This window comes from Endozoicomonas sp. ALB091 (assembly GCF_049310265.1).
GTDB lineage: Bacteria > Pseudomonadota > Gammaproteobacteria > Pseudomonadales > Endozoicomonadaceae > Endozoicomonas.
This window is the reverse complement of sequence record NZ_JBLYNQ010000006.1, coordinates 947,494-970,724: the sequence shown is the minus strand read 5'-3', so window position 1 is coordinate 970,724 and position 23,231 is coordinate 947,494. Positions and strand designations below refer to the sequence as shown.

Below are 23,231 nucleotides of genomic sequence, written 5' to 3'. Positions count from 1 at the left end.
AACACCCCAACCGGCCGCCATGCACCATGATATCAGGGTTTCATAGTGCATAGCGGTTGGGGTAAGAAGTATGATTCGGCTTTTGTGCACTATGGGTACGCATGCGAACCGACCACATCAGACTTTCTAACGGATTCCATTCGATGGTCACATCACATCATGGTGGTGGCCGCAAGCAGCGCAACTGGCTAATTCAGGAATTTAACATCTGAGAAGTCTGCAAATACTTCAGATGTACCCTCTGGATTGACGCCAAAAAGACAGCAAAACGCACCTGTGTAGTATCTGGATAACATCGAATCAATCGGGATGCTGTTTATCACTGGTACTTTTTGTCCATTGGTTATATAACCACAGTCGTACCCGTTTTCAGCACAATGAACGAATAATTCCAACGCTGTTGTTTTGTCAGCAATGGTCGCTGATGCAAGCACCACATCATTGAGTTTGACGATTAAATCAAGACCATTATCATTTTGCGAGACACCCAGTAACAGATGATGGTTGTCTTTTTGCAATATCCCTATACCAATCTCACTACTGCCCATGGTATCCGATATATGCAGGGTGGCCTGATAATTGAAATAGCTGTGTGATTGTCGAAAGCCAATAACGGTGGATTGGCTACGCTCCCGGACAGGTTGCCCCGGCCAGATTCTCAAGCGCTGTTGTTCTGGCAGAATCTGAAAGTGACTGGCTTCTGGCAGTCGCCGAAAACTCCACTCTTTTTTCAGAGTCTGGCCAGAAAAATCATCATAAAAGTTACCATTACCAGGCTGACTTGATCCCGGAAACGGTAACGGCAGGTGTTTTTCCACTTTGCCGGTATCAGGAGCACACACTGGCCAGAGCATATCCAGGTTGTCCGGGTTTTCTGCTTCCCAAACCACAGGAAGCAGATGGGTTTCTCTGCCCATGTTGGAACGGCTGGCAATGTCATTACGAATCCCCAGGCAGACCATATACCAACGGCCATCAGCCAGCTCAACCAGGTCACCGTGGCCGGTGCTGTTTACCCAGTAATTGTGGGTCAGGTGACGTGAGGTTAATATCGGGTTTCTTGGATTACTGCTATACGGTCCGGTAATAGCGTCACTGCAGGCAACCGTCACGGCATGGTAAAACCCCGTTCCCCCTTCTGCTGTCATTAAATAGTAGCGACCATTGTATTTATACATATGAGGGCCTTCCACCCAGTCTCCGCCGGTGCCCCGCCATAGAAAGTAACGCTCACCAATCAGGGCGGTATTGTCCAGGTCAAGCTCCTGCAACCAGATTTCACCTTCACTGGGGTAGGCTGGATCACTCGGGCTATGGGTTCCCACGTACCACACCTTGCCGTCATCGTCGAAAAAAATATCGGGGTCGATGCCCGGTGCGCCGCTGATCACCTTAGGCTCAGACCAGGGACCAGCAGGATTTGTCGCTGTCAGAATAAAATTCACACAGGGATTGAAATCTGCTGGTGCCTCCAGTGGTATATAGACATTAGTGGTTATCAGATAAAAGACACCGTCTTTATATCGAATAGTCGGCGCATGAATACCGCCATCGGACTGTACATCGGTCAGAAACACCGGCCCCTGACACTGTTCCGGTCGATCCAGGGCGTGACCAATCAGTTCCCAGTTGACCAGGTCACGGCTGTGGTGAATGGGCAGCCCCGGAAAATACTCGAACGAGGAGTTAACCATATAGAAATCATCACCGACGCGACAAATGGACGGATCAGGAAAGCTGCCGGGTAAAACAGGATTGGTCATTTCAGTCATGGGGGTTGGGTTCGTGATTAAATTGCAGATAACAGGGAGTGGCAAAGGAGCTTATAGTGCCTGTCGTTCATGGTTGGTATTGATGGCGATGTTCACCAGGTCAAGGGGCTTATCCCCTAATAATCCCGATAGATAGATATCGCTGTGAACATGCTCGGAGATGATTCTTACCAGAGTTTTCTCATTGGTGTAGATGCCCTGAGCCTCAGTCAAATTGGAAAATACCAGTGTTTCCAGTGTGTCGCGGACCAGCATGAACCGGGTAGAGGGGAAGTCATGCTCTGGAATATGGGAACGTGAAAAGAACTCAATGCCTTCAACCGGAGAGTGCATCTGGTTAAATGAAAAGCAAATCACCCGGACTCCTCGAGTAATAGCCTCTTGCAGCTCACGCTGGAACAGAGTGATATCAAAGTCAGTATTAATATAAAGCTCGTTTTTACTGTCGTTTATAAGTTCTTTAATTTTCAGTATCAGGCTCTCATACCCTGACAGATTGAAAAAAAAGGGTTTTTCCTCTGAACGGGATAAAACGGCCAGCTCTTTTTTCAGGACTGTAATATCGTCAATGGTTTTTTCCCGGATTTGCGCCAGAATCACGTCAGGTGATTTAGCTTCGTACTCCTTTACACTGCCGGAAATCATGTAGAGATAGCCTTGCAGGTACAGGTTGTCTATGGATGAATAAATGGTTGAGCGGGTCATGCCTAACGATTTGGCAATCTGATAACCGTTGGTCCTGCCATTTTTCAGCACATCAAGATAAACCAGTGCATCCGTTTTACTGAAACCAAAAGTCGTCAAACGTTGAACAATATCATTATATTTTTGTAAATCTGTTGTAGTGCTCATCGTGCAAAACCATACATCAAAAATGTTATATTCCTGACCCAGCTGCGCCCCAGTTAAGGGGCGCAGGCTTTGGTCTGTTTATTGACTCTTGCTCATCCTGTAGCCATAGGGGGCTAGCTGGACAGTCTCACCTTGCAGGTTGACCGATTGGGCAACAGCAGAGTTATTCATCACGATTTGCCACTGGCCACGTTGATAGGCAATACAATGATCACTGTCAACATCAAGCCAATGCACGGTCGGAATATTGAAATCAGGCTCACTTTTGCGCAGGACAATCAACTCCTGGATAAATTGTCTGAACTCAAGGTCCTGCTTTTCTTCCTCCCAAACCATACAACGGCGATTGGCTTCGCTGCCCATTCCCCGCCCGCCACTGAGGGCAACTTCACCGCCATAATAAATGCAGGGCGTACCTACCTGGGTAAACATAAACAGGTAGGCCAGCCTGGCTCTTGCTTTATTCTCTCCACACAAACTTAAAATACGAGAAGTGTCGTGGCTATCCAGCAGGTTGAACATCGCCTGGTTGGCGGTGTGAGAGTAAGCACAGTAGGAACGGTTCACATCCCAGATGAAGTCCTGCTTGTTACTCAGATCCAGGGCAAAAAAGTCCAGCACTGCCTGGGTCATCGGATAGTTCATTACCGAATCATACTGGTCGCCACCAAGCCAGGCTGAGGCATCGTGCCAGATTTCCCCGAGAATATAGCAGTCAGGTTTGATTGATTTGACCACCCGGCGGAAATCACGCCAGAAGTCGTGGTCAATTTCATTACCCACATCCAGGCGCCAGCCATCAATATCAAAATCCTCAACCCAGCGTCTGGCAACGTCCAGCAGATACGCACGACACTGCTCGTTCTCGGTGTTCAGTTTGGGCATGGATGCCACATTGCCAAAGGTTTCATAACGCAGGTTCTGGTAGTCCCACTGTTCACGGGGCTTGTCTTCATACACCGGGAACTCGCGAATCCAGAACCAGTCATGGTAGGGCGACGCCTTGCCATTGGCGACAACATCCAGCCACAACGGATGTTGATCACCCACATGGTTAAACACAGCATCGAGCATCACTCTCATCCCACGACGGTGGGCTTCTTTTACCAATACGGTAAAAGCTTCATTGCCACCCAGGGAAGGGTCAACATTGAAGTAGTCCACTGTGTCATAACGATGACTGGCGTTGGCGGTGAACACCGGGCAGAAATATAAGCCATTGATGCCCAGGTCCTGAAGGTAATCCAGTTTATCGATTACCCCCCAGAGATCCCCGCCCATAAAGTTATCCTGCGTTGGTTCTGTGCCCCAGGGCATCGTACCAGCGGGGGATATGTCCGGTCGGCCATTGGCAAAACGGTCCGGAAAAATATGATACCAGATGGTTTTCTGTACCCATTCCGGCGTTGCCAGGACATCACGGGGGTTGATATAGGGGAAGCAGAAGAAATTACTGAGATTACTCAGTTCCACTTCTGCCACTTTGGTATCGGTAATATCAACACTTTTTCGCTCGCCAAACAGTATCTTCTGGCCAGTGCTTTTCGAATGCAGAATAAAACCGTAGCGTGCCCGACGCCTGGGTGGGGTGAACTCAGCCAGCCAGCAGGTTTGATGTTGCGTTTCGGCCTCGACGGTCATGGGGATTTCACGTCCGCCGGTCCAGCCGTGGGCATCGCTGCCTCCAAGGTTACCGCCGTCCAGGCCTCCGACTGCCCACTCATAGGGGTCACCGATCCAGAGGGTCACTTTTTCGATTTCATCCTTGGCTGAACGCAGGCGAACATGCAGGGTGCTATTATCGCGGGCGTAGCACATGGCGCTTTTCGGGTTATGGACCAGAGCACTCAAGGTAATCATTTTCAGGGGTTACTCCTTAACCGCGCCACTGACCAGGCCAACAGTAATGTGCTTCTGGGTGGCGACAAACAACAGGGTGATAGGAATGGCCACTAACAGTGCACCGGCCGAAAACAGGGTATAATTTTCTGCGGAGTTAGAGGCGATCCATTGGAAAATGCCCACGGCCAGCGTCATTTTTTCTTCGCTGCGCAGAATCAGTGTGGGCAGAATAAAGTCCATCCAGGGGGCTGTGAATGAGGTCAGCCCGACAAAGACCAGTATCGGTTTGGCCAATGGCAAAATGATTTCAAAGAAAATGGTCAAATGACCGGCGCCGTCTATTTTGGCCGCCTCATCCAGCGACGTTGGGATCGCGTCAAAATAGCCCTTCACCAGCCAGGTCATAAAGGGTAATGAGCCGGTGACGTAGACAAACAGCAGCCCGGTAAAGGTGTCGATCAGGTTCAGCTTGGACAGCAATACATAAATCGCGGTGATAGAGAGGAACGCCGGGAACATCTGGATAACCAGAATCCCCATCATGACATTGCGTTTACCTTTGAACCGGTATCGGGAGAAGATAAATGCCGTCATCGTCACCACAATGATGGAGATGGCCATATTGCTGAAGGCCAGGACAAAAGTGTTGGCATACCATTGCAGATATGGGGTATCGGTAAACAGGGCCCGATAGTGATCCAGGGTAAAGGAAAAGTCGGTAAACGAACTGCTAAACAGGTTTACCCCCGGCTTGAACGACGCCATCACGGTCCAGGTAATGGGGCCAAGCACCAGGATAGCGTTGATGGCCAGCAACAGGTATACGGCGAAAACACCGGCTTTATGCGTCAGTTTGTTCATTACCGCATACTCACATCGGTCTTGAAGGAGTTCATCCTTCTAAACTGCCAAATGGCAATCAGTGACAAGAACAGGAAGATGATGATGGAAACCACGGCAGCGATATTGTACTGCTGGAAGTCCAGGGTCAGCTTGTAAATCCAGGTAATGAGAATATCGGTGTGGCCGGCAAAGCGATATTCCGGATTAATGGGTCCACCCTCCGTCAACAGATAAACCGCACCGAAATTGTTGAAGTTGAACGCAAAGGTCATGACCAGAGAAGGGGCTACCTGATGCAGGATCATGGGCAGGGTAATCTCTTTGAACTGCTGGAACCGGCTGGCACCATCAACTTCACTGGCTTCATAGAGTTCTTTGGGGATATTGGTCAGGGCACCGGCAATCAGGAGCATGAAGTAAGGGGCTCCAGTCCAGACACCGATGGCAATGACCGTCACTTTCGCCAACACGGGGTCCGATAAAAAAGGAATGGACTCAATGCCAAAACCATTAATGATTGAATTTACCGGACCAATGCCGTTTAACAGCAGGCGGAAGATCAACAGGCTGACAAATGCCGGAATGGCGTAAGGCAGCATGAATATAACGCGCCATACCTTTTTACCGGCGATGTCCCGATTCGCCAGGGCAAGCGCCAGAACAAAGCCAAAGCCAAAGGTGAATATTGTTGAGCAAACCGCCCATATCGCCGTCCAGCTGCCGACACCGAGCAAAGTGCTTGACCAGATTTTCAGCTCAAACAGGGACAGAAAATTTCTAAACCCAACCCAGTCCACCAGGTTTTTTGGTGGAATATGTGCTGGTGCTGCGTAGTTGGTGAGAGAAACCAGTACGGTAATCAGTATTGGCAAAATAATGAATGCCAGTGCAGCAATCCCCGCCGGGGTTAACATGATGAGGGCAAAATGCTCATCATAAAAGGCCCGCAACTGCTGTTTGAAGCTGATGGTGCAAGAGGTAATGTTAACGGCATCTTTAATGTTCAGCAGGTACGCAGCAAGAAACGCCACGGTCAGAAAGATGGCAAGTACCCCTTCAACCAGCATATGAATAGAGTGGTCGCCGTGGATGATTTTGAAACCCACGCGATGTTGTGCGGTATCACCAAGGGTGATAAAGCCTTCCAGGGCTGTTAGTAAATCAGCAGCAAAAAGTACCAACACTATCTGCACTGAAAGATAGAAACACCCTTTTATATAATGTCGGTTTAACAGCTGGGTCCCCCCCATCAGAAAAACCGACAGAGGTGGTAGCTTGTTAGCCACCCTGGGCTGATCCATGGCTGTATCCATAGCCCCTCCTAAACAGTATTAATCAGTTGCCGTCAATAATGATGTCGTCAATCCCACCATGCCCGGGAGTTATTCCGAAATAATGTCCCTGATCAGGGTGGGGTGTTTGTTATTCCTGGAAAGCAATCTGCTCTTTGATCACCATTAAGGCGTTATCCAATGATTTTTCCGGTGTTTCGCCATTGACCCAGCTTGCGGTAATGGCGTTAGCCATGGGAGACCAGACATAACCCATTTCCGGAATGGAGGGCATGGCATCGGCATAAAAACCCTGGGCAATAAAGGCTTTGGTTGCTTCATCAGCCGTTGCACTGTTGGCGATTTCTGCCATCAGATGATTCAGTGGCGGGATGGATCTGGTCATCTCGAACCGTTTTTTCAACATGGCTTCTGACGCCAGAAAGTCAGCAAACAGCTGTGCGGCAACGGGATACTCTGTGTAAGAGGAGACCACTGCCAGCCTTACTGTGGAGAATGTGCGCGGATGCTTTCCTTCCAGTGTTGGCATCGCCACGACGCCAACATTAACTCCCGATTCCAGGTGGCTTTTTGTTGCCCATGGACCGTCAACAATGGCGGCAACTTTACCTTCAGTGAACAGGCCTCGACGCACCTGGGTGTTGCGCATATCCACAGGGTTTGAGTCATTGGCTGTTTTCAATTTAAGCATGGCGGCAAGGCCGCGTTTGGTCGCTTCGGAATTCACCCCGATATCATCTGCATCGGATCCTGCCTTGCCAAATTCATAGCCGCCGTACATGGACATAAACATTCGGGATTCATAGTAATTTTGTACGTCCCACAGCAGGGCATAACGGTTTTCAGTTCGATTGTTAAATGTGGTGGAGAACGCAATCAAATCTTCAAAGGTCTCTGGTGCCTCGGCCAGGATGTCTTTGTTATAAAACAGGGCAGTTGTCGCATAGCTGACGGGAAAACCATAGCCTTTGCCATCGGCTTTGGCTGCTGAGGCAGCGCTGGTAATAAACTCTTTATCAACACGATCGGCACTGACCAGGTTTTCCATAACCGCGCCACTGACGACTAATTTGCCCAGCATATCGTGTTCAATCTCGGCAACATCAGCAACCCGGGCGGTGCCACCGTCCTGAATCAGGCGTCCGGCACTGTTCATTGGCGCCAGTTGCCGGAACCGGAACTGAACATCGTAGCCAAAGGTTTCGTTAAACGCCTCAGTGGCATAGTCCATATAATCCATGGCCAGCTCATCGGTCCAGATGAGCAGTTGTGCATTCTTTTCAGGTATCAACTGTTCAGCGGACCCAATGCTGGCAGACAGTAACGAAAGCGTGAACGCCAGATTTTTATAAAGAGGTTTCATACTGTTGGCTACTCAATCACAATTCACAGGGTAGTACATGGTGGAATACCACATTTTTAATCAAAAGAAAAAATGGCGCAATGGTTAATCATTCATTTTGTTGCTGATTTTGTTTATAAATAAATTTTATTTGAGAAAAAATGATTAAATTGATTCAGATCAATATTTTCATATTGTAAAAGCTGAACTAAAGGCGTTTAATCACACCACAAAAACACATTGTTGAACATACTGCAGGTTATATGTTTTCAGACTCAAATTGTTGAATTACAGGGTTGTCATTCTATGACTTCCGATTGTTTTCGATCTCTGACCTTGTTGCAGTTGTTCGTATTTTTTCACTGAAGAGTTGTAAGTAACTAAAGGTTACATTATTAGCTGTCCGTTATTTTTGGATTGCATTACTTCAATTGAATAATTGCCAGATTATTTGCCACTTGGGGATTCCTGATGAGAAAAAAGTTACTATCAGTTGTTATTGCTAATGTTATCGGTTTATCGGGTGCTGCATCAGCCGATGAATTTACTGATTTCCTGCGTCAGGCAAATAATGGAGATAATTTATCTGCCAGCAATGAAGGCATAAACCTGTCTGGTCACTTTGGTTCATCAATCGAGTATGAGACAAAAACAACCACAAACTGGGGCTACGGTGAAATCAAGGAAAAAATCATTACCAATGAAATTGGTAATGTGTTTTTAAATATTCAGGATCTGGGCCTGCGCGCTAACTACTCATTAAAAACCATGAGCCGGGAGCAGAAAAATTACGATACTTCCGGTGCCAAAGGTTACTATGAGAATGAAGATTCTCTAAAGCACCTGATCTTACTTGATCGGCCCTTTGCCCTGAGTGGTGGCTGGGGAACGGGTTTGGGCTATGAAGCGGAATACATTACCAGTGAAGTTGTATCAAGCTCTGCTAATCACCACGAAAAAAACTCTCTTGAGCAAATCATTCGACCATACCTGACTTATTGGAATAATAACTACAACGCTGGTTTCTATGCATCGGCTGAATACCTGGACCTGAGTTTTGACAATGGTAGTTGGGGGACAACCGATGAGGGGGGCTACAGCTTAATGTTCAAGCCCTATAAGAATTACGGCAACTTTCAGTTCGAGCTGGAGCTGTTCTACCAGGTCAAAGATGATAATGAGACCGTTCATGCCGGCGGGGTCAAGAAGTATGAGTTTACTGAGAAATACATCCAACCGACTATTCGTTACAGCATAGATAATGCTGGTCTGGTTTACCTGACAACCCGGTTCACAAAAAACGAAACCACCGACAAAGGCGCTGGTCCGGATTACTTTAAGGACGTCGTCAAAACCTCTATTGGTTACGAGACCGATCTGGGTGAGAACTGGATGGTTAAGGCCGAGTATGAATATACCTATGAAAAAGAGACCACTAATGACCCCAGGGAAGCAGGCTTGAGCAAGAAAGTGGATAACCACAAATTTTACGCCCATGCTCTTTACAGGTTTTAATCTGGTGTAAATCCCATGCTTAACGCCCTTGATATTGCTCAACAACTCCACGGTCGTCTGTTTGGTGATGGCAACATCACAGTAGACAGTATCTGCCCGGTATCGGCCAGCAGGCCAGATGCCCTGGCTATTGTGCTCTCCAGGCATGACCTCAAGTTTATTGATCATTGCCAGGCAGCCATTGTGGTTGGACCTGCAGCCATAGGCAATATCAAGGCACCGGCAAAAATAGTGATTGATGCATTGGATGTTACTTTGCTTAACCATCTATTGCGTTACTACAAAGCTGAAAAATACCACCTGTTGGATCAGGAGAATGTGTCCACTATTCCGGGTGTATTCATTGGCAAACATGCCCGCATCGGCAAAGGTTGCCATTTTATGCCGGGAGTTCGCATACATAATGGCGCAGTGATTGGCGATAATGTTGCCATACATGCCAATACCGTCATTAAGGAAGGGACGGTGATTGGCAATAATGTGACCATTGATTCCAATAATTCCATCGGTAATTTCAGCTTTGAATACATGCTCAATAGTTCTGGCGAATATGAACGGCTGGAAAGTATTGGTCGGGTCATTATTGAAGATAATGTGGACATTGGCTGCAACAACACCATTGATCGGGGTACTCTCGGAGACACGGTTATTGGCCGGGGCAGCAAAATTGATAACCTTTGCCAGATTGGCCACGACTGTCGTATAGGCCAGCACTGCCTGATCATTTCACAATCCGGTGTTGCCGGTCATACCATCCTTGGTAATCGGGTTACGGTGCATGGGCAGAGTGCCATTGCCGGTCATCTGCATATTGGCGATGGTACGGTGATTCAGGGCAAGTCAGGCGTCAGCCGTTCCTGCCCACCACGAAGCAAGCTGTTTGGTTATCCTGCCAGAGATGCACAACAATATATGAAATCAATGGCTACGCTTAATGCCCTGTCAAAGGGTAAAGCCCCAATGATTTCAACCCGGAACGTTAAATCGCAAAAACCGGAGCGTGAAGCCCACGGCGAAGCGAGCTGGTTCGGAAAAATACGGCAGAAACTTTATTTTAAATAAAAAACACACGTCTTTATTATTTATCTACGTTGGCGACTGGTCATTGTCGCTATGGAGTTAATATGAAAATCAAAGTCCTGGCAACCCTTACCCTTGCTGCCACTCTGGCTGGTTGTGCCGGAAATCCTGCTAATGATACGGCTGCTGCATCAGCGGTCAGCACCAGCCCCGTTGCCAGCTGTAATTTGCCTGATGTTGCCGGTAGTGGCCCTGTTCGTCCGCCCATGTACGTTACTGGCACTTTCTCCGATGGGCAGTGGATGCACCAGGAGCATCGTCGTATGTCTTACAAGGGGGATGGCATTTATCAGGTCATCATGGAGAATGAGGCGGGCCCGGTGAACTTCCAGTTTGCCAGTATGGGTTGGAAACCACAATTCACCGTGAGTGGTCGGGCATTGACCGTCGGACAGGAAGGTAAGTTAATTCGTGGTGGGTTTATGAAAGATACCCGCATCAACTTCACCGAATCCGGCCTTTATGTCTGGGGCTTCCAGGTTGATGCTGAAGGCAAGCCGAAACTGGCTGCGATTGCCCAGTGTGCTGAATAACCCTGTTACCTGAAAGATTATCTGTGGAATGACCGGATGGCTAACGTAAGCTTAAAAAGCGTTGAAAAAAAATATGACAATGAATTTCAGGCGGTTCATGGTATTGACCTTGATATCCATGACGGCGAGTTTATGGTGTTCGTTGGTCCGTCCGGCTGTGCAAAATCCACCACGCTACGCATGATTGCAGGGCTGGAAAGCATCACCGACGGCGAAATCCGGATCGGTGAACGCGTGGTGAATGACTTGCCTCCCAAGGACCGGGGTATTGCCATGGTCTTTCAGAACTATGCGCTTTACCCCCATAAAACCGTTTTTGACAATATGGCCTTTGGCCTGAAAATGCAGAAAAAGTCGAAAGAGGAGATTCGCCAGGCGGTTGAAGAGGCAGCAGAAAAACTGGAAATTACCGATCTTCTGGACCGCAAGCCAAAAGAGATGTCCGGAGGTCAGCGACAGCGGGTTGCTGTTGGCCGTGCCATTGTGCGCAAGCCTGATGTGTTTTTGTTCGATGAACCGTTATCAAACCTGGACGCCAAGCTTCGTGTTTCCATGCGGGTAAAAATTGCCCAGCTGCACCAGCGTCTGAAGGAGGAAGGTAACCCTGCCACCATGATTTATGTTACTCATGATCAGACAGAAGCACTGACACTGGGTGACCGAATCTGCGTACTTAATAAGGGTGAAATCATGCAAGTGGATACCCCTGCCAACTTGTACAATTTCCCGGCTAACAAATTTGTCGCTGGTTTCATTGGTTCTCCCTCCATGAACCTGGTAAAAACGGTTATTCATAAATCGGATGCGGGACTTTTTGTAGAACTTGCACCGGGGGTGAAGTGCTTTATCCCAAGAGCCAAACAGGTATTGCTGCAGGAGCAGATTGATCAGGCGGTTTACTTTGGTATTCGCCCTGAGCATATCTCCCTGGCAAATGACAGTGATGCTGTTAATACGGTTGAAGGCATGTTGACGGTTGTCGAGAATATGGGTAATGAGAAATATCTGTATTTCAAAGTAGGCGATAATGAGCTGATTGCTCGAGTGAACGACCATACCATTACCACAGCTGATATTGGTCGCACAATGCGCTTCAATTTGAATACCGAAGCTTGTCATATTTTTGATGTGGAAAATGAAAAAAACCTGACGATCATTAAAGGGTAAGCGGCAAAGTAAACCACGTACAACCACTCTATTGCAGACAAGCTCTATTATACAGCCACCTTGTTCCCACGGCCCCCGTGGGAATGCATATCGAACCGCTGCGCAAGTTACTGGGAAGATACACTTTTCAGCGTTCATCACAATCAGTCTGACGTTTGTTGGCAGGCTGCCGGTTCCGATTTTACTGTCAGACATCAGACGGCTGCAAAGAAACCAGTTCCAGGCTATCCGCTTTTGGGTGACAGCAAATCGCATCTCTGATCCGGGTCATGGGCCGCAGGGCTAACGCTTTGCCCGTTAACCCTTGCTGATAGCCCTGGTACCACTGGTAGCAGGCATACAGCAAAATGCCACCCGTGAGAATCCCCGCTGCTACCCATCCGGCCAGGGCAGGAACCGGAATACCTGCATCCACTTCGTCGTTGTTCAGGGGTGAAATAGTGTGGTCGTTGGTTCCATTAACCAATGAAGAAGACACAGTGGCAGATGGTAGTGGCTGACGTGGTGCAGCCGTTACTGTTTTGAGCGACAGATGTCGATCAACAGTGGTTGGCTGATCTCTGCCTGAGAACAGAGCTGTTGGTGAAGTTGCTGAACTGGCCAGTTGTGATGTTGTTGATGTTGAGAAAATCGAGGGCGCAACAGTTGAGCTCGACAATTCTGAAGTTGTAGTGCTGCTGGCCGGTGTTTCAAGAGGTGAGGATAAGGCGTCAGTTGTTGCTTGATAACTGCCAGCGGTGGTGGTCGTGTTGAGTTGTGTGGGAGGAGCGTCAGTACTTTCCTTCGGACAGTTTGCCTCAGCGCAACCAGAATTTTCCAGCCGGGTGTTGAGTGTGGTTTTACAGGCAAGGGTGCGAGTAAATGGATGGTTAGTGTCGCCAGCGGCTATGCCTGCGTGAGTACCCTTGATGTTACTGTTGCAGACAGTGGTATCGCTGATGGTTACATAACCCCTGCCTCGATAGGCAGCTCCCACTGCGGCATAACCATTTGTTCCTTGAGCTGATATCTGACAATCGATAGCGGTTGTCTGGCTAATCTTATTGTTGTAGAACGCTTTTGTTCCAAAGCTGGCCGCAGCAATCGCCGCAGCAGATTGATCGTTGTCACCTTGTCTGGCTTCAATCTTGATATTTCTGGCAGTGGTATTACGGATCTCGCATTTATCTTCAATATAGGCGGTGGCAACGGCTACCTTGCCTACGGAGAACAATTCATTATGTTCGGCCAGAGTATTTTTGATCGTACTTTGATCACAACTTGCTGTTACGATTCCCGTAGCGGGTGCACTTTCCCATGAAGTTTCCCCATAACCTTCTTTTAATTCAAGGCGGTTATTGATAGCGGTGGTATCGCTAATACGGCATTTAACTGCATTGGCAACCACTACCGCAATCTTTGGGTCTGGTGCGAACCATATCTGCGAAAGCATGCTGTTATTGATGGCATGGGTACCCTCTATAGTTGTGCCGGACGCCCACCCTGCGACACCTCCGGCGTTGACCAATCGCGTATTATCTACCAGCCGGTTATTGGTGAGTCTCGAGTTACTGACAGTGACGTTATCGTCCATGCTCCCAGCTATCAGGCCAGTGAACGTTTCACTCTCACTCCAGAAAATGCTCTCTTTGTGGCTTGCTGTGATATTGCAATGGTCAATCGAGTTGCTGTCCAGGGAAGCAGATCCTCTGGCCCTTCCGGTTAATATTCCTGCAGAGGCAGAACGTAGCCCTATTGTATTTACATTCATCGCCGAGTTCTTGACCTGGTTACTTTCCAGTTTTGAGTTGTTCCTGATCTCTCCCGCCAGCATCCCCATCATCATACCCTGGCCGCCTCTCACTAACTTGAAATCAGAATGTTCCACTGTGTTATTTTTCAACAGTGAGTGTCCGCTGGCTTCGCAGGCGATAATGCCCTTATTACCGTAAGATCGCCGGTCATTTATGCTTATACTGGCATTTTTGACCACCACATCACGTACTACTCCCCCATCTTTCACCAGCAAGAACAGGCAGTTGTTCAGGTTGCTAATGCTCTTGCCGTTACCGTTGTACTCACCAGTGAAGCCCGGGATGGGCGAGTGGTTTTCGACATCAATATCAGCAATCTGTTCGTACTTGCCATTGGGGGGATAGCATGGCTTATTCCCGATTTTGGCCAGGTCAGCATTGCTCTGGACAGGAATCTGCTCGTCTCTGCAGCCCGGCGGGACGGTTGAGGCAGCAGTGCCAGGTGGTTCTTTACTGGTTCCAGGATTGCTGTCTTCTGGCGTCTGGCCCCCACAAACCGGCAGGCTGGCCAGCGCCAGACAGGCCATGGCCACCTGGTTAATGGTGTTCAGGTAGCTATCGACGGGGATGGCTTTCTGGACCAGACGCAGGGCCAGCTCTTTAGGTTGAATCTTCAGTTGTATCCATGGGCTACCGGGCTGATCAGTCCGTTGCCCGGGATCAAAGTCAGGATGAAGGGATTGAGCCACTGACTTGCTGACACTCCAGAAGCCCGGCCAGGACGAACCCCGTTCCGGGCCATGGCCGCTATCAGTAGCAGCCAAATCAGACGGTGGCGTCATGGTTACGCATGAGGTGAGCACGGGGGTCATTTCAGAGCTTCCGAGTTTACAAAATTCAGAATACAAATGTAGATGTAAATAAGGATGATTATTTTATTTTTGTCAGTACCGGAATTACTGTGAGTTCTTGCTACAAATGTTCCAGGCTGCCAGCCAGGTGGGAAGGGAATGTATACCGAACTTCTCCGAAAATGTAGAACCCCCATTAAACTCTGGTGATTCCGGGCAGAAACAGGTTGTTCCATACTGCAGGCTCCGGTATGCATTCCCACGCAGGACCCAAAGGGCCTAAAAGCATGGGAAAGATACTTACGGAGGATTGAGCGATTTCTGTAATACACACGGGATCGAAGGAATCAGTATGTGTCGGGAGCTTTTTCTCGCTATGGGCTTTATTCCCGGTCAACGGTCAGCATAATAGTCGCCAGTGGCGGCAAAGTCAGTCTGATGCTTTGGGGTTGGTTATGCCACTCTCCTGGCCGGGTTGAGACGGTACCGTTGACAATATGACTGCCACCAAAGCGCTGGTCATCGCTGTTAAAGATTTCCTGCCATTGTCCACTTGCCGGAACGCCAATGGTGTAATCATGCCTTACAAATGGTGTCATATTGCTGATAACGACAATGGTTTTACCTGCGCTGTCTGTTCGGTAAAAGGCAAAAACACTTTGACCATGGTCGTCCAGTATCAGCCAGCGAAAACCGTTGCGATCAAAATCAAGCTCATGCAGTGCCGGGTAACGCTGATACAGGGTATTCAGCTCACTGATCATCGTCAGCATGCCCTGGTGGTAAGGGCCCTGCTCCAACAGGTTCCAGTTCAGGCTTTCTGCCGGGTTCCACTCGTTGGTGGCACCAAACTCGGAGCCCATAAACATCAGCTTTTTACCGGGGTGCCCGAACATAAATCCGTAATAGGCCCGAAGGTTGGCAAAGCGCTGCCAGTCATCCCCGGGCATACGGGTGAGGATCGTGCCTTTACCATGAACCACTTCATCGTGGGAGAGGGAGAGCACAAAGTTCTCGTTATAGGCGTACACCATACTGAAGGTCATTTCATGGTGGTGATGCTGACGATAAATCGGGTCCCGCTTCATATAGGCCAGAGTGTCGTGCATCCAGCCCATATTCCATTTGTAATCAAAGCCGAGGCTCTGTGGGTGTCCGGGGCGTGATACACAGGGCCAGCTGGTGGACTCCTCGGCGATCATCATGCAGTGTGGATGCAGCCGGTGAACTTCAGTGTTCAGGCGCTGCAAAAAGGCGACGGCCTCAAGGTGTTCATTGCCGCCCAGATGGTTGGGTGTCCACTCGCCCTGTTTTCTGGAGTAGTCCAGGTAGAGCATGGAGGCCACGGCATCCACCCTCAGGCCATCAATATGAAACTCATCCAGCCAGTACAGGGCATTACTGATCAGAAAATCCTGTACCCATGGCGAACCGTAATTGTAGATACAGGACTTCCAGTCCGGATGCCAGCCCCGTTGCGGGTCTTCATATTCATAAATAGCGGTCCCGTCAAAACGGAACAGGCCGTGTTCATCCTGTGGAAAGTGGGCGGGAACCCAATCCAGAATCACACCAATATTGTGCTGGTGGCACTGGTCAACCAGGTAGCGGAAGTCGTCCGGTGTGCCATAGCGGCTGGTGGGGGCAAACAGCCCAACCGGCTGATAGCCCCAGGATTCGTAGAGAGGATGTTCGGAAATGGGCAGTAATTCGATATGGGTAAAGCCCGTTTTCCGGATATAGGGGATCAGTTCGTCGGCCAGCTCCCGGTAATTTTTAAAACCATCGTCGTTCGATTTTTTCCATGAGCCCAGGTGGACCTCATAAACCGACATGGGTTTGTTATGGTTCAGCTGACGTTTGTTCAGCCATTGGCTGTCGGACCAGGTAAAGGTACTTTCCGTTTGTACAATGGAGGCGAGGCCCGGCCACTGTTCCACTTTATGGCCAAAGGGGTCGGTTTTTTCCGGCAGCAGCTGACCATTCTGATCGTGCAGCTCATATTTATACAGGGCACCGACCATCCCACCGGTTGAAATCACCGATCACGCTGACGGAACGGGCATGGGGGGCATAGACCTTGAACAACACGCCTGAAACACTGCGCTGACGGGTAATGGCGTGTTCCACTTTCAGAGCACCCAGATGTCGGTACAGATGGAGCGGGTCGATATCCTGCTGGCAAAGGGTGTACTCGCCAAACTGGTAAGGGTCAAAGCGGAGTTCTTCTGTCCCGTCCTTCAGGGTGATGTTGAGCAGATAGTAAAAGACTTTTTTCCGTTGGGGAAAACTCAGCTCAAAAAGACCATTGGCCAGTCGGTTCATTCTGCCCAGTGATTTACCCGTACTTTCCTGCACAACCTCGATGCACTCGGCATCGGGGTGCCAGGCGCGGATGGTGAGACCACTACCGGACTGCCCGGGGTGAATTCCCAGGATGGAAAAAGGTGAGGCATGCATCACCTGGCTCAGGCTTTGGGTTACCGGTGGCAGGTCCGCATCCATTAACTTTTTTTTGGGCATTTCAAATCACTGCGAAAGAGGTAGTTTATTTTTGCGCGGGCATTATTGTCATGAAATGAGATGGTGGGAAGTTGTAAACGTTTTACAGGGTAAAAGCTCTAAAAGAGTCGAACTCCCATGGCAGGCATGGGAGAGCGGAGTTATTGCATCTTTTGCATCGAGGCTTTTTTCGTAGTGCTGCCCTGGTATTCACCGTCGCAAAAAACATCACAGTTCACTGCGATTGTTTAATCATGGTCTGAAAAATTTCGCCAAAGCGTTTTGCCCAGGCGGTTTCGTCATGGACGCCATCGGTAATCACCCGGTGTTGCAGCGGTATACCGGCATTGTTTAATGCGGCCACCATGGCATGGTGACCTTGCAGCCATTCATCAGGCCCCCAGGGACCAACTGTCTCCTGGCCGCCCATATCGAGATAGAGGCTGGCATTGCGGGCAAAACCGTTTTTCCGGAAGTACTGCCGTAACTGTTTGCCACCATAGTGATCGCTGGTGGCGTGGGACAGGGCCAGGCCGGTGCCAAACACACCGGGGCGATGGCTCATGGCGTAGAGGGTAATATAGCCGCCCATGGAGGAACCCATTAACGTGCGATCGGCTGGGTTGTTGCTGATATTGTATTCCCTTTCCAGCCTCGGGATCAGTGTGTCCACGACAAAATCCACTGTTTCACGGCCCCGGGCCTTTACCTTGCCGACGGTTGGATGGGTCCAGTCAAGGCCGCTGTATTCAACATAGCGGGGCAGGGCCTCACGGGGGCTGTCAAAGCCGATGACCACATACTCCTCCTCCAACGCTGTCAGGGTTTCATCGAGTTGCCACTCCATGCCGAAGCCGGCGGTCTGTTTATCAAACAGGTTCTGGCCATCCCAGGCGTAGATGACCGGGTAGGGTTTTGGTCGGTTTTTGTCGTAGGTTTCCGGTAGCCATATACGAATAGTTCGATTACCGTCGTTTATTGGAAAGTACGTTATGGCGGTATGGAGTGAACCAATCAGTGTTGAATATTGATTTTGAAAGGGTGTTGTCTGATCGGCTTGAAACTTTAGAGCTGGCATAAGCTGCAACAGAGATGGTTTTTGGGGGTAAAAAAAGCGGAGTAAACTCCGCCAAAATAAAAACACAATCACAGGAGCGAGAAATTCTTCCCGCCATCAGCACAGAACACTGATATTCACGGCACCAACCGCATTGCACCGCTTTGCGGTTGGTCAGATTAAGCGCCCCATGCTGTGCATGGGGATTCAACAACAGATAGCTGGCGGAATTAGAACCAGATTTCTGCTTCTACACCGAACTGGAAGGTTTTGTCATCGTTGTCGAACTCATCACCCCAGCCTTTTTGATCTTCATACTTATTGTCCGCATCCCGAACCATGTAGGTGATGAAAGGCTTGATTTGTGGACGACCAAAGTAGTCTGAGTTAACGGTGAATACGGCTGCAATTTCAGCAGCGTAGAAGGTTGTTTCAGCTTTTGCACCACCTTCTACAAGATTCCCGTCTACCTCACGATGACCCCAATAATCTTTCTCGTAGCCGTATGAACCGGTGAATTCCCAGCGGAAATTTTCGTTAACTTTGTAAGTTGGACGTGCAGCTATGAGAAGGCGATCGACAGTGTCACCCTCTGATTTGTAATAAATTTCGTCATTGGCTATTTCCTTATCTGGATCGAATTTGGTATCAGAACCTAACCCCCAGATTTTTTCGCCACGAAGATACGTAATTTCAGTAGCTAACTGCCAATGATCATTAATGTTCATGACACCGTAGGATGTGAAGAAGATACTGTTGCCCTTATCACTATCAACCGTTGATGTGCCACCACTCCATTGGCCAAAGTTTACACCTCGGTTGGCGGCCAAACCGTTCCCATAGGCCAGAGCAGTCGCAGTCCAGCCATCCAGTCCGTAGTAGTCGCGCTTATAGGTGAGAGCAAGGCCGATACCGTCAGTGGCTTCGTTATCTGCGTATTTGTCTTTATCTCCAGCCATCATGAATTTGGCATCAAAGTTAAAGCTGCCGCCCAGCGCTTCGTGGTTGTAGCTATACAGATCTAAAGAGTGGATGGTTTTGCCTTCTGGTTTTTCAGACTTTTCACCCGGATCTACAGATACAACAGCGATACCGTTGCCGCTCTGCTCATAACCAAACCCAACACCGGAAGACTGCTTCCAGAATTCACCAGAGAGCAAACCCTGTTCACGATTCAGGAAGCGACGACCAGCCCAGATTTCTGCGTTTTCTGGCAAATAGCTAAAGCCGCCCAAGCGCATAAAGGCTTCTTTGATTTCAAAGCTACCTTCGCCATCGTTGTTGCTGTCTTCGCTGCCTGTGGAAGAATAGAAGCTGGAGTCACCATTACCGTACTCAGCACGCACACCCAGCTGCGACCACACACCATTCTGGAAAGTGGTGTTTTTGCTGACGTTGAATTCAACCTGGTTAGCATTCTTGCCAGTTGTACCTGCTACATTGTAGTCAGGTTTGCCATATTCATTACCGGTAGATGTACCGTTTTCATTCACCCGCCAGCCAGCACGGATATAACCGTTTACCTGCCAGCCATCGGTCAGGATATCAGTCGGCTTCAGATTCAGAGTTTCAGTGGTGGTTTCACTGGCCATTGCCGTACCGGAAAGCAGTACGGCAGCGATAGCACCAGCCAGTGGCAGAAGTCTTGCTTTGGTCACAACCAAATTCCTTCAAATGTGTTGTCGTGTGTTCGCCATCTTGCATGCTGCAGTCCCCCCTGAAACGAAATAAATCGTCCAGACTCTGTCAGCAGGCATTACAACGTGTTGACGTTTTTTTGGCTGTGAAATTCTTTGGCATTTGTGGGGTGAAGAGCAATATGAAAAGGTTTTTAGAAGAACTTGGCTAAATATTGATCTGTGTCTTTTTGTGAACACTGTAAACAAAATATATTACCAAGGTTGGTGATATTTCGAATCAATGTCAGTTATTTGATATAGGGATAAATCCCTTGGGGAAGGAATCAAGTGTCTGGGCAATCAACCATTCTCCAGGTGGCGGCGCTGGCAGGATTATCCATTGCAACCGTCAGTCGGGTGCTCAATGGCGGAAAATACGTTTCAGACAGTACCCGCAAGAAGGTATTGGACGCGGCCCATGAGCTTAACTATCAACCCAATTATATGGCCCGGCAGTTGCACGGGCAGAATGCCTTTGTAGTGGGGGTTGTGCTGGGGCTGGATCTGGGAACCATATCGCCGTTTGCATTAAAAGTGTATGAAGCGCTGAAGATTGAGCTGGAGCGGCAGGGGTACCGGGTCAAGCGGGTGAAGTTTTCTCCGGAGGGTGAGCTGATGACGTCGGCCAAGGCCTATGTTGGCATTGGGTTGCACCATGAAGATCCCCGCTATCAGAAGGTTCAGGAGCAGGAAGCCCCCTATGTGAGTATTGGTGATGTGCGGGAGGGGCATTTCTGGGTCGCTTCCAATGATGAACAGGGTGGTTTTCTGGCAACCACACACCTGCTCGGGAATGGCTGTCGTACTATTTATTACGTCTGCCTGCACAGTGATCATGCGGTTTCGTGCATGCGTTACCAGGGCTATCGCAGGGCGATGCTGGAAGCAGGGCTTATTCCCTCGGAAGCCATAGAAATTTCAGTGGATACCGGTCTGCCTGCATTAGACAGTTATCGCCGTATACGTGGCTTGCTGGAATCGGGGATTAAGCCCGATGCATTTGTCGCCTTTTCTGACATTGTCGCCACAGGTATTTCCATGGCACTGGCGGATACCGGTAAGCGGGTACCGGATGATGTGCAGGTGGTGGGTTACGATGGCATTGATGATGATCGTTATCATTCACTGACCACTGTACGACAGGATATAGACAGTATTGCCGTTCAGGGGGCTGAGCTGGCGATAGAGGCAATCAAATCCTGTGAGCCTCGTGGGTGCTGGCTGGATGTGTTTGTCCGTAAAGGGCAGACCTCCTGTGTTATGACTTGAGGCTAGTCCATGGTTTCAATGAGTTTGACGGGTTGCCGTTATCATAAGCCTCTGCACTGCGTTCGTCCTGACCCTGTCGAAGGGCGCAAACTCCGGCCCATGATAGATCGTGCCAAACACCCTTCGACTCCGCTCAGGATGAACGGAGATGGTGTACGGTTTCAATGCGATTGATGGGTTCCTTTATTGACTTCCAGACTCCGTTCGTCTTGAGCGGAGTCGAAAGGCGTAAACTCCATACCCTGCATATTGTGCCAATCACCCTTCGACTCCGCTCAGGGTGAACGGAGATTGTACACATCAAACTCATCGAAATAATGTACTAAAGCAGCTAAGCGTTGTTACCCATATCGTTCGTCCTGAACGGAGATTGCACACATCAAACATATTGAAATGGTGTGCTAGCCCGTCATTTTCCTGAAAATGCACAAAATAGGTTGATTTGTATCAAATACTCACGGATTACCCCAGAAAGTAGGCATTCTGTAAACGTTTTACGATTTCTTTCAGATACCAATTCATTGATGATAACGCCCGCTTTTCAGGTCTCTTGTCTCGACAGTGCGAATTTGAATGCTAGTGTTCACTCCGATCTAAACGACAACAGGCTGAAAATTTCAATGATCACCCTGAGGGCTTCAGGGAAATACAGAAGTAGGTAGAGAGATGATGAAAAAAACGGTTGCCGCAGCGATTGCTTCTGCGCTGGCTATCTCCATGGGGGCCAACACAGCCATGGCATTCTCTGACGACGAGCTGGTTGTGTGGATTGGTGGTGACAAAGCCTATAACGGTATGGAAGTTGTAGGTAAGCGTTTTGAAGAAGAGCTGGGCGTTAAGGTAAAGGTTGAGATTCCCGAGAATCTGACCGACCGTTTCCAGCAGGCTGCTGCTACCGGCAAAGGTCCGGATATTGTGATGTGGGCACACGATCGTTTCGGTGAGTGGGCTGAATCCGGTCTGCTGGCACCTGTTAAGCCTTCTGACAGTGTAAAGGCGGATATCGAAGCCAAAGGCTGGCAGGCCACGTCTCACAATGGCAACGTTTACGGCTATCCGGTAGCCATGGAAGCCATCGGCTTGATTTACAACAAGGACATCATCAAAACGGCACCTGCCTCTTATGAAGAGATGTTCGCACTGAAAAAAGAGCTGGATAAGAAAGATATCACCACCATTATGTGGGACCAGGTTCAGCCTTACTTCACTACGCCGATGCTGGCCTCCAACGGTGGTTATGTCTTCAGGGAAGTACCTGCTGGCTATGACGTTTCTGATATCGGTGTAAACAGCGCCGGTGCCATCAAAGGTGGCAAGATGCTGGCGAAAATCATCGACGAGGGCGTGATGCCACGGGGTGTTGACTACGGTGTGATGGAAGCCAGCTTCAACAAGGGTGAAGTGGCGATGATGATCTCCGGTCCATGGGCCTGGGCCAACCTGGAAAAGAGCAAGATCAACTACGGTGTTGCGCCACTGCCTTCTATCGACGGTAGTCCATCCCGTGCGTTTGTTGGCGTCTGGGCCGCTGCTCTGAACAACGCTTCGCCAAACCAGGGTTTGGCTAAAGAGTTTATCGAGAACTATGTCCTCACCGAAGAAGGCCTGACCACGCTGAACAACGACAAGCCACTGGGTGCCGTTGCTCACAAGGCGTACATGAAGAAGCTGGCGGCGGACCCACGCATCGAAGCCACTTACCAGAACGTCATGAATGGTCTGCTGATGCCTAACGTTCCGGAAATGGGCAAGTTCTGGTCGGCTACCCAGACTGCCCTGACCAATATCACCACCGGTCAGGAAACCGTTGAAGTGGCACTGAACAACGCTGCCAAGCTGATTGCCAACTAAACACTGCGCAACGGGGTGTAGCGCAGGCTTACATTGACGTGACCCGTTACA

17 protein-coding genes are annotated in these 23,231 nt (G+C 49.2%); 6 read left to right on the top strand and 11 right to left on the bottom strand.

The features are described from left to right. Positions 1–188: 188 nt before the first annotated feature. The 6 genes from ACO6UX_RS11200 to ACO6UX_RS11175 form a co-directional block, all read right to left on the bottom strand. The gene (locus ACO6UX_RS11200; RefSeq protein WP_422447564.1) at positions 189–1,763 is read right to left on the bottom strand and encodes a family 43 glycosylhydrolase; all 1,575 of its coding nucleotides are present in this window, start codon (positions 1,761–1,763) and stop codon (positions 189–191) included. Between the two features lie 60 nt (positions 1,764–1,823). Then, positions 1,824–2,624 carry a TrmB family transcriptional regulator gene (locus tag ACO6UX_RS11195; RefSeq protein WP_422447562.1) on the bottom strand — a complete coding sequence of 267 codons (801 nt, stop codon included), beginning with the start codon at positions 2,622–2,624 and terminating at the stop codon, positions 1,824–1,826. 78 nt (positions 2,625–2,702) lie between these two features. After that, the gene (locus tag ACO6UX_RS11190; protein WP_422447560.1) at positions 2,703–4,484 is read right to left on the bottom strand and encodes a glycoside hydrolase family 13 protein; all 1,782 of its coding nucleotides are present in this window, start codon (positions 4,482–4,484) and stop codon (positions 2,703–2,705) included. Positions 4,485–4,493: 9 nt separating this feature from the next. Further along, positions 4,494–5,327 carry a sugar ABC transporter permease gene (locus ACO6UX_RS11185; protein WP_422447558.1) on the bottom strand — a complete coding sequence of 278 codons (834 nt, stop codon included), beginning with the start codon at positions 5,325–5,327 and terminating at the stop codon, positions 4,494–4,496. Beyond that, entirely contained in the window at positions 5,327–6,622 is a 1,296-nt protein-coding gene (locus ACO6UX_RS11180) for a carbohydrate ABC transporter permease (protein ID WP_422447556.1), read from the bottom strand. The genes ACO6UX_RS11185 and ACO6UX_RS11180 overlap by 1 nt, the downstream gene beginning before the upstream one ends. A gap of 109 nt (positions 6,623–6,731) precedes the next feature. Then, positions 6,732–7,964, bottom strand: coding sequence for a maltose ABC transporter substrate-binding protein (locus tag ACO6UX_RS11175; protein ID WP_422447554.1), 1,233 nt, complete (start codon positions 7,962–7,964; stop codon positions 6,732–6,734). Between the two features lie 450 nt (positions 7,965–8,414). On the opposite strand from ACO6UX_RS11175, the gene ACO6UX_RS11170 reads away from it, so the two are divergent. The 4 genes from ACO6UX_RS11170 to ACO6UX_RS11155 all read left to right on the top strand — a co-directional run bounded on the left by ACO6UX_RS11170 (position 8,415) and on the right by ACO6UX_RS11155 (position 12,238). Further along, positions 8,415–9,458, top strand: coding sequence for an outer membrane beta-barrel protein (locus tag ACO6UX_RS11170; RefSeq protein WP_422447552.1), 1,044 nt, complete (start codon positions 8,415–8,417; stop codon positions 9,456–9,458). A 15-nt stretch (positions 9,459–9,473) separates the two neighbouring features. Continuing rightward, positions 9,474–10,520 (top strand): UDP-3-O-(3-hydroxymyristoyl)glucosamine N-acyltransferase, encoded by a 1,047-nt coding sequence (lpxD, locus tag ACO6UX_RS11165; protein ID WP_422447550.1) that lies wholly within the window; start codon positions 9,474–9,476, stop codon positions 10,518–10,520. A gap of 62 nt (positions 10,521–10,582) precedes the next feature. Continuing rightward, positions 10,583–11,071, top strand: coding sequence for a hypothetical protein (locus ACO6UX_RS11160; protein ID WP_422447548.1), 489 nt, complete (start codon positions 10,583–10,585; stop codon positions 11,069–11,071). A 36-nt stretch (positions 11,072–11,107) separates the two neighbouring features. After that, entirely contained in the window at positions 11,108–12,238 is a 1,131-nt protein-coding gene (locus ACO6UX_RS11155) for an ABC transporter ATP-binding protein (RefSeq protein ID WP_422447546.1), read from the top strand. 187 nt (positions 12,239–12,425) lie between these two features. Here the strand turns inward: ACO6UX_RS11155 and ACO6UX_RS11150 are convergent, their stop codons facing one another. The 5 genes from ACO6UX_RS11150 to ACO6UX_RS11130 form a co-directional block, all read right to left on the bottom strand. Then, positions 12,426–14,813, bottom strand: coding sequence for a hypothetical protein (locus ACO6UX_RS11150; RefSeq protein ID WP_422447544.1), 2,388 nt, complete (start codon positions 14,811–14,813; stop codon positions 12,426–12,428). A gap of 392 nt (positions 14,814–15,205) precedes the next feature. Further along, entirely contained in the window at positions 15,206–16,864 is a 1,659-nt protein-coding gene (gene glgB, locus ACO6UX_RS11145; protein WP_422447542.1) for a 1,4-alpha-glucan branching protein GlgB, read from the bottom strand. Continuing rightward, on the bottom strand, positions 16,827–17,345 hold the full coding sequence (locus ACO6UX_RS11140; RefSeq protein ID WP_422447540.1) for a GlgB N-terminal domain-containing protein: 519 nt from the start codon (positions 17,343–17,345) through the stop codon (positions 16,827–16,829). Before ACO6UX_RS11140 ends, glgB begins: the two co-directional genes overlap by 38 nt. A 214-nt stretch (positions 17,346–17,559) precedes the next feature. Continuing rightward, positions 17,560–18,402 (bottom strand): alpha/beta hydrolase, encoded by an 843-nt coding sequence (locus ACO6UX_RS11135; protein WP_422447538.1) that lies wholly within the window; start codon positions 18,400–18,402, stop codon positions 17,560–17,562. 209 nt (positions 18,403–18,611) lie between these two features. Beyond that, positions 18,612–20,039, bottom strand: coding sequence for a carbohydrate porin (locus tag ACO6UX_RS11130; RefSeq protein WP_422447536.1), 1,428 nt, complete (start codon positions 20,037–20,039; stop codon positions 18,612–18,614). Positions 20,040–20,348: 309 nt separating this feature from the next. Here ACO6UX_RS11130 and ACO6UX_RS11125 point away from each other — a divergent pair, with 309 nt between their 5' ends. Continuing rightward, the gene (locus ACO6UX_RS11125; RefSeq protein WP_422447534.1) at positions 20,349–21,329 is read left to right on the top strand and encodes a LacI family DNA-binding transcriptional regulator; all 981 of its coding nucleotides are present in this window, start codon (positions 20,349–20,351) and stop codon (positions 21,327–21,329) included. 666 nt (positions 21,330–21,995) lie between these two features. Further along, the gene (gene malE, locus ACO6UX_RS11120; protein WP_422447532.1) at positions 21,996–23,180 is read left to right on the top strand and encodes a maltose/maltodextrin ABC transporter substrate-binding protein MalE; all 1,185 of its coding nucleotides are present in this window, start codon (positions 21,996–21,998) and stop codon (positions 23,178–23,180) included. Positions 23,181–23,231 lie beyond the last annotated feature (51 nt).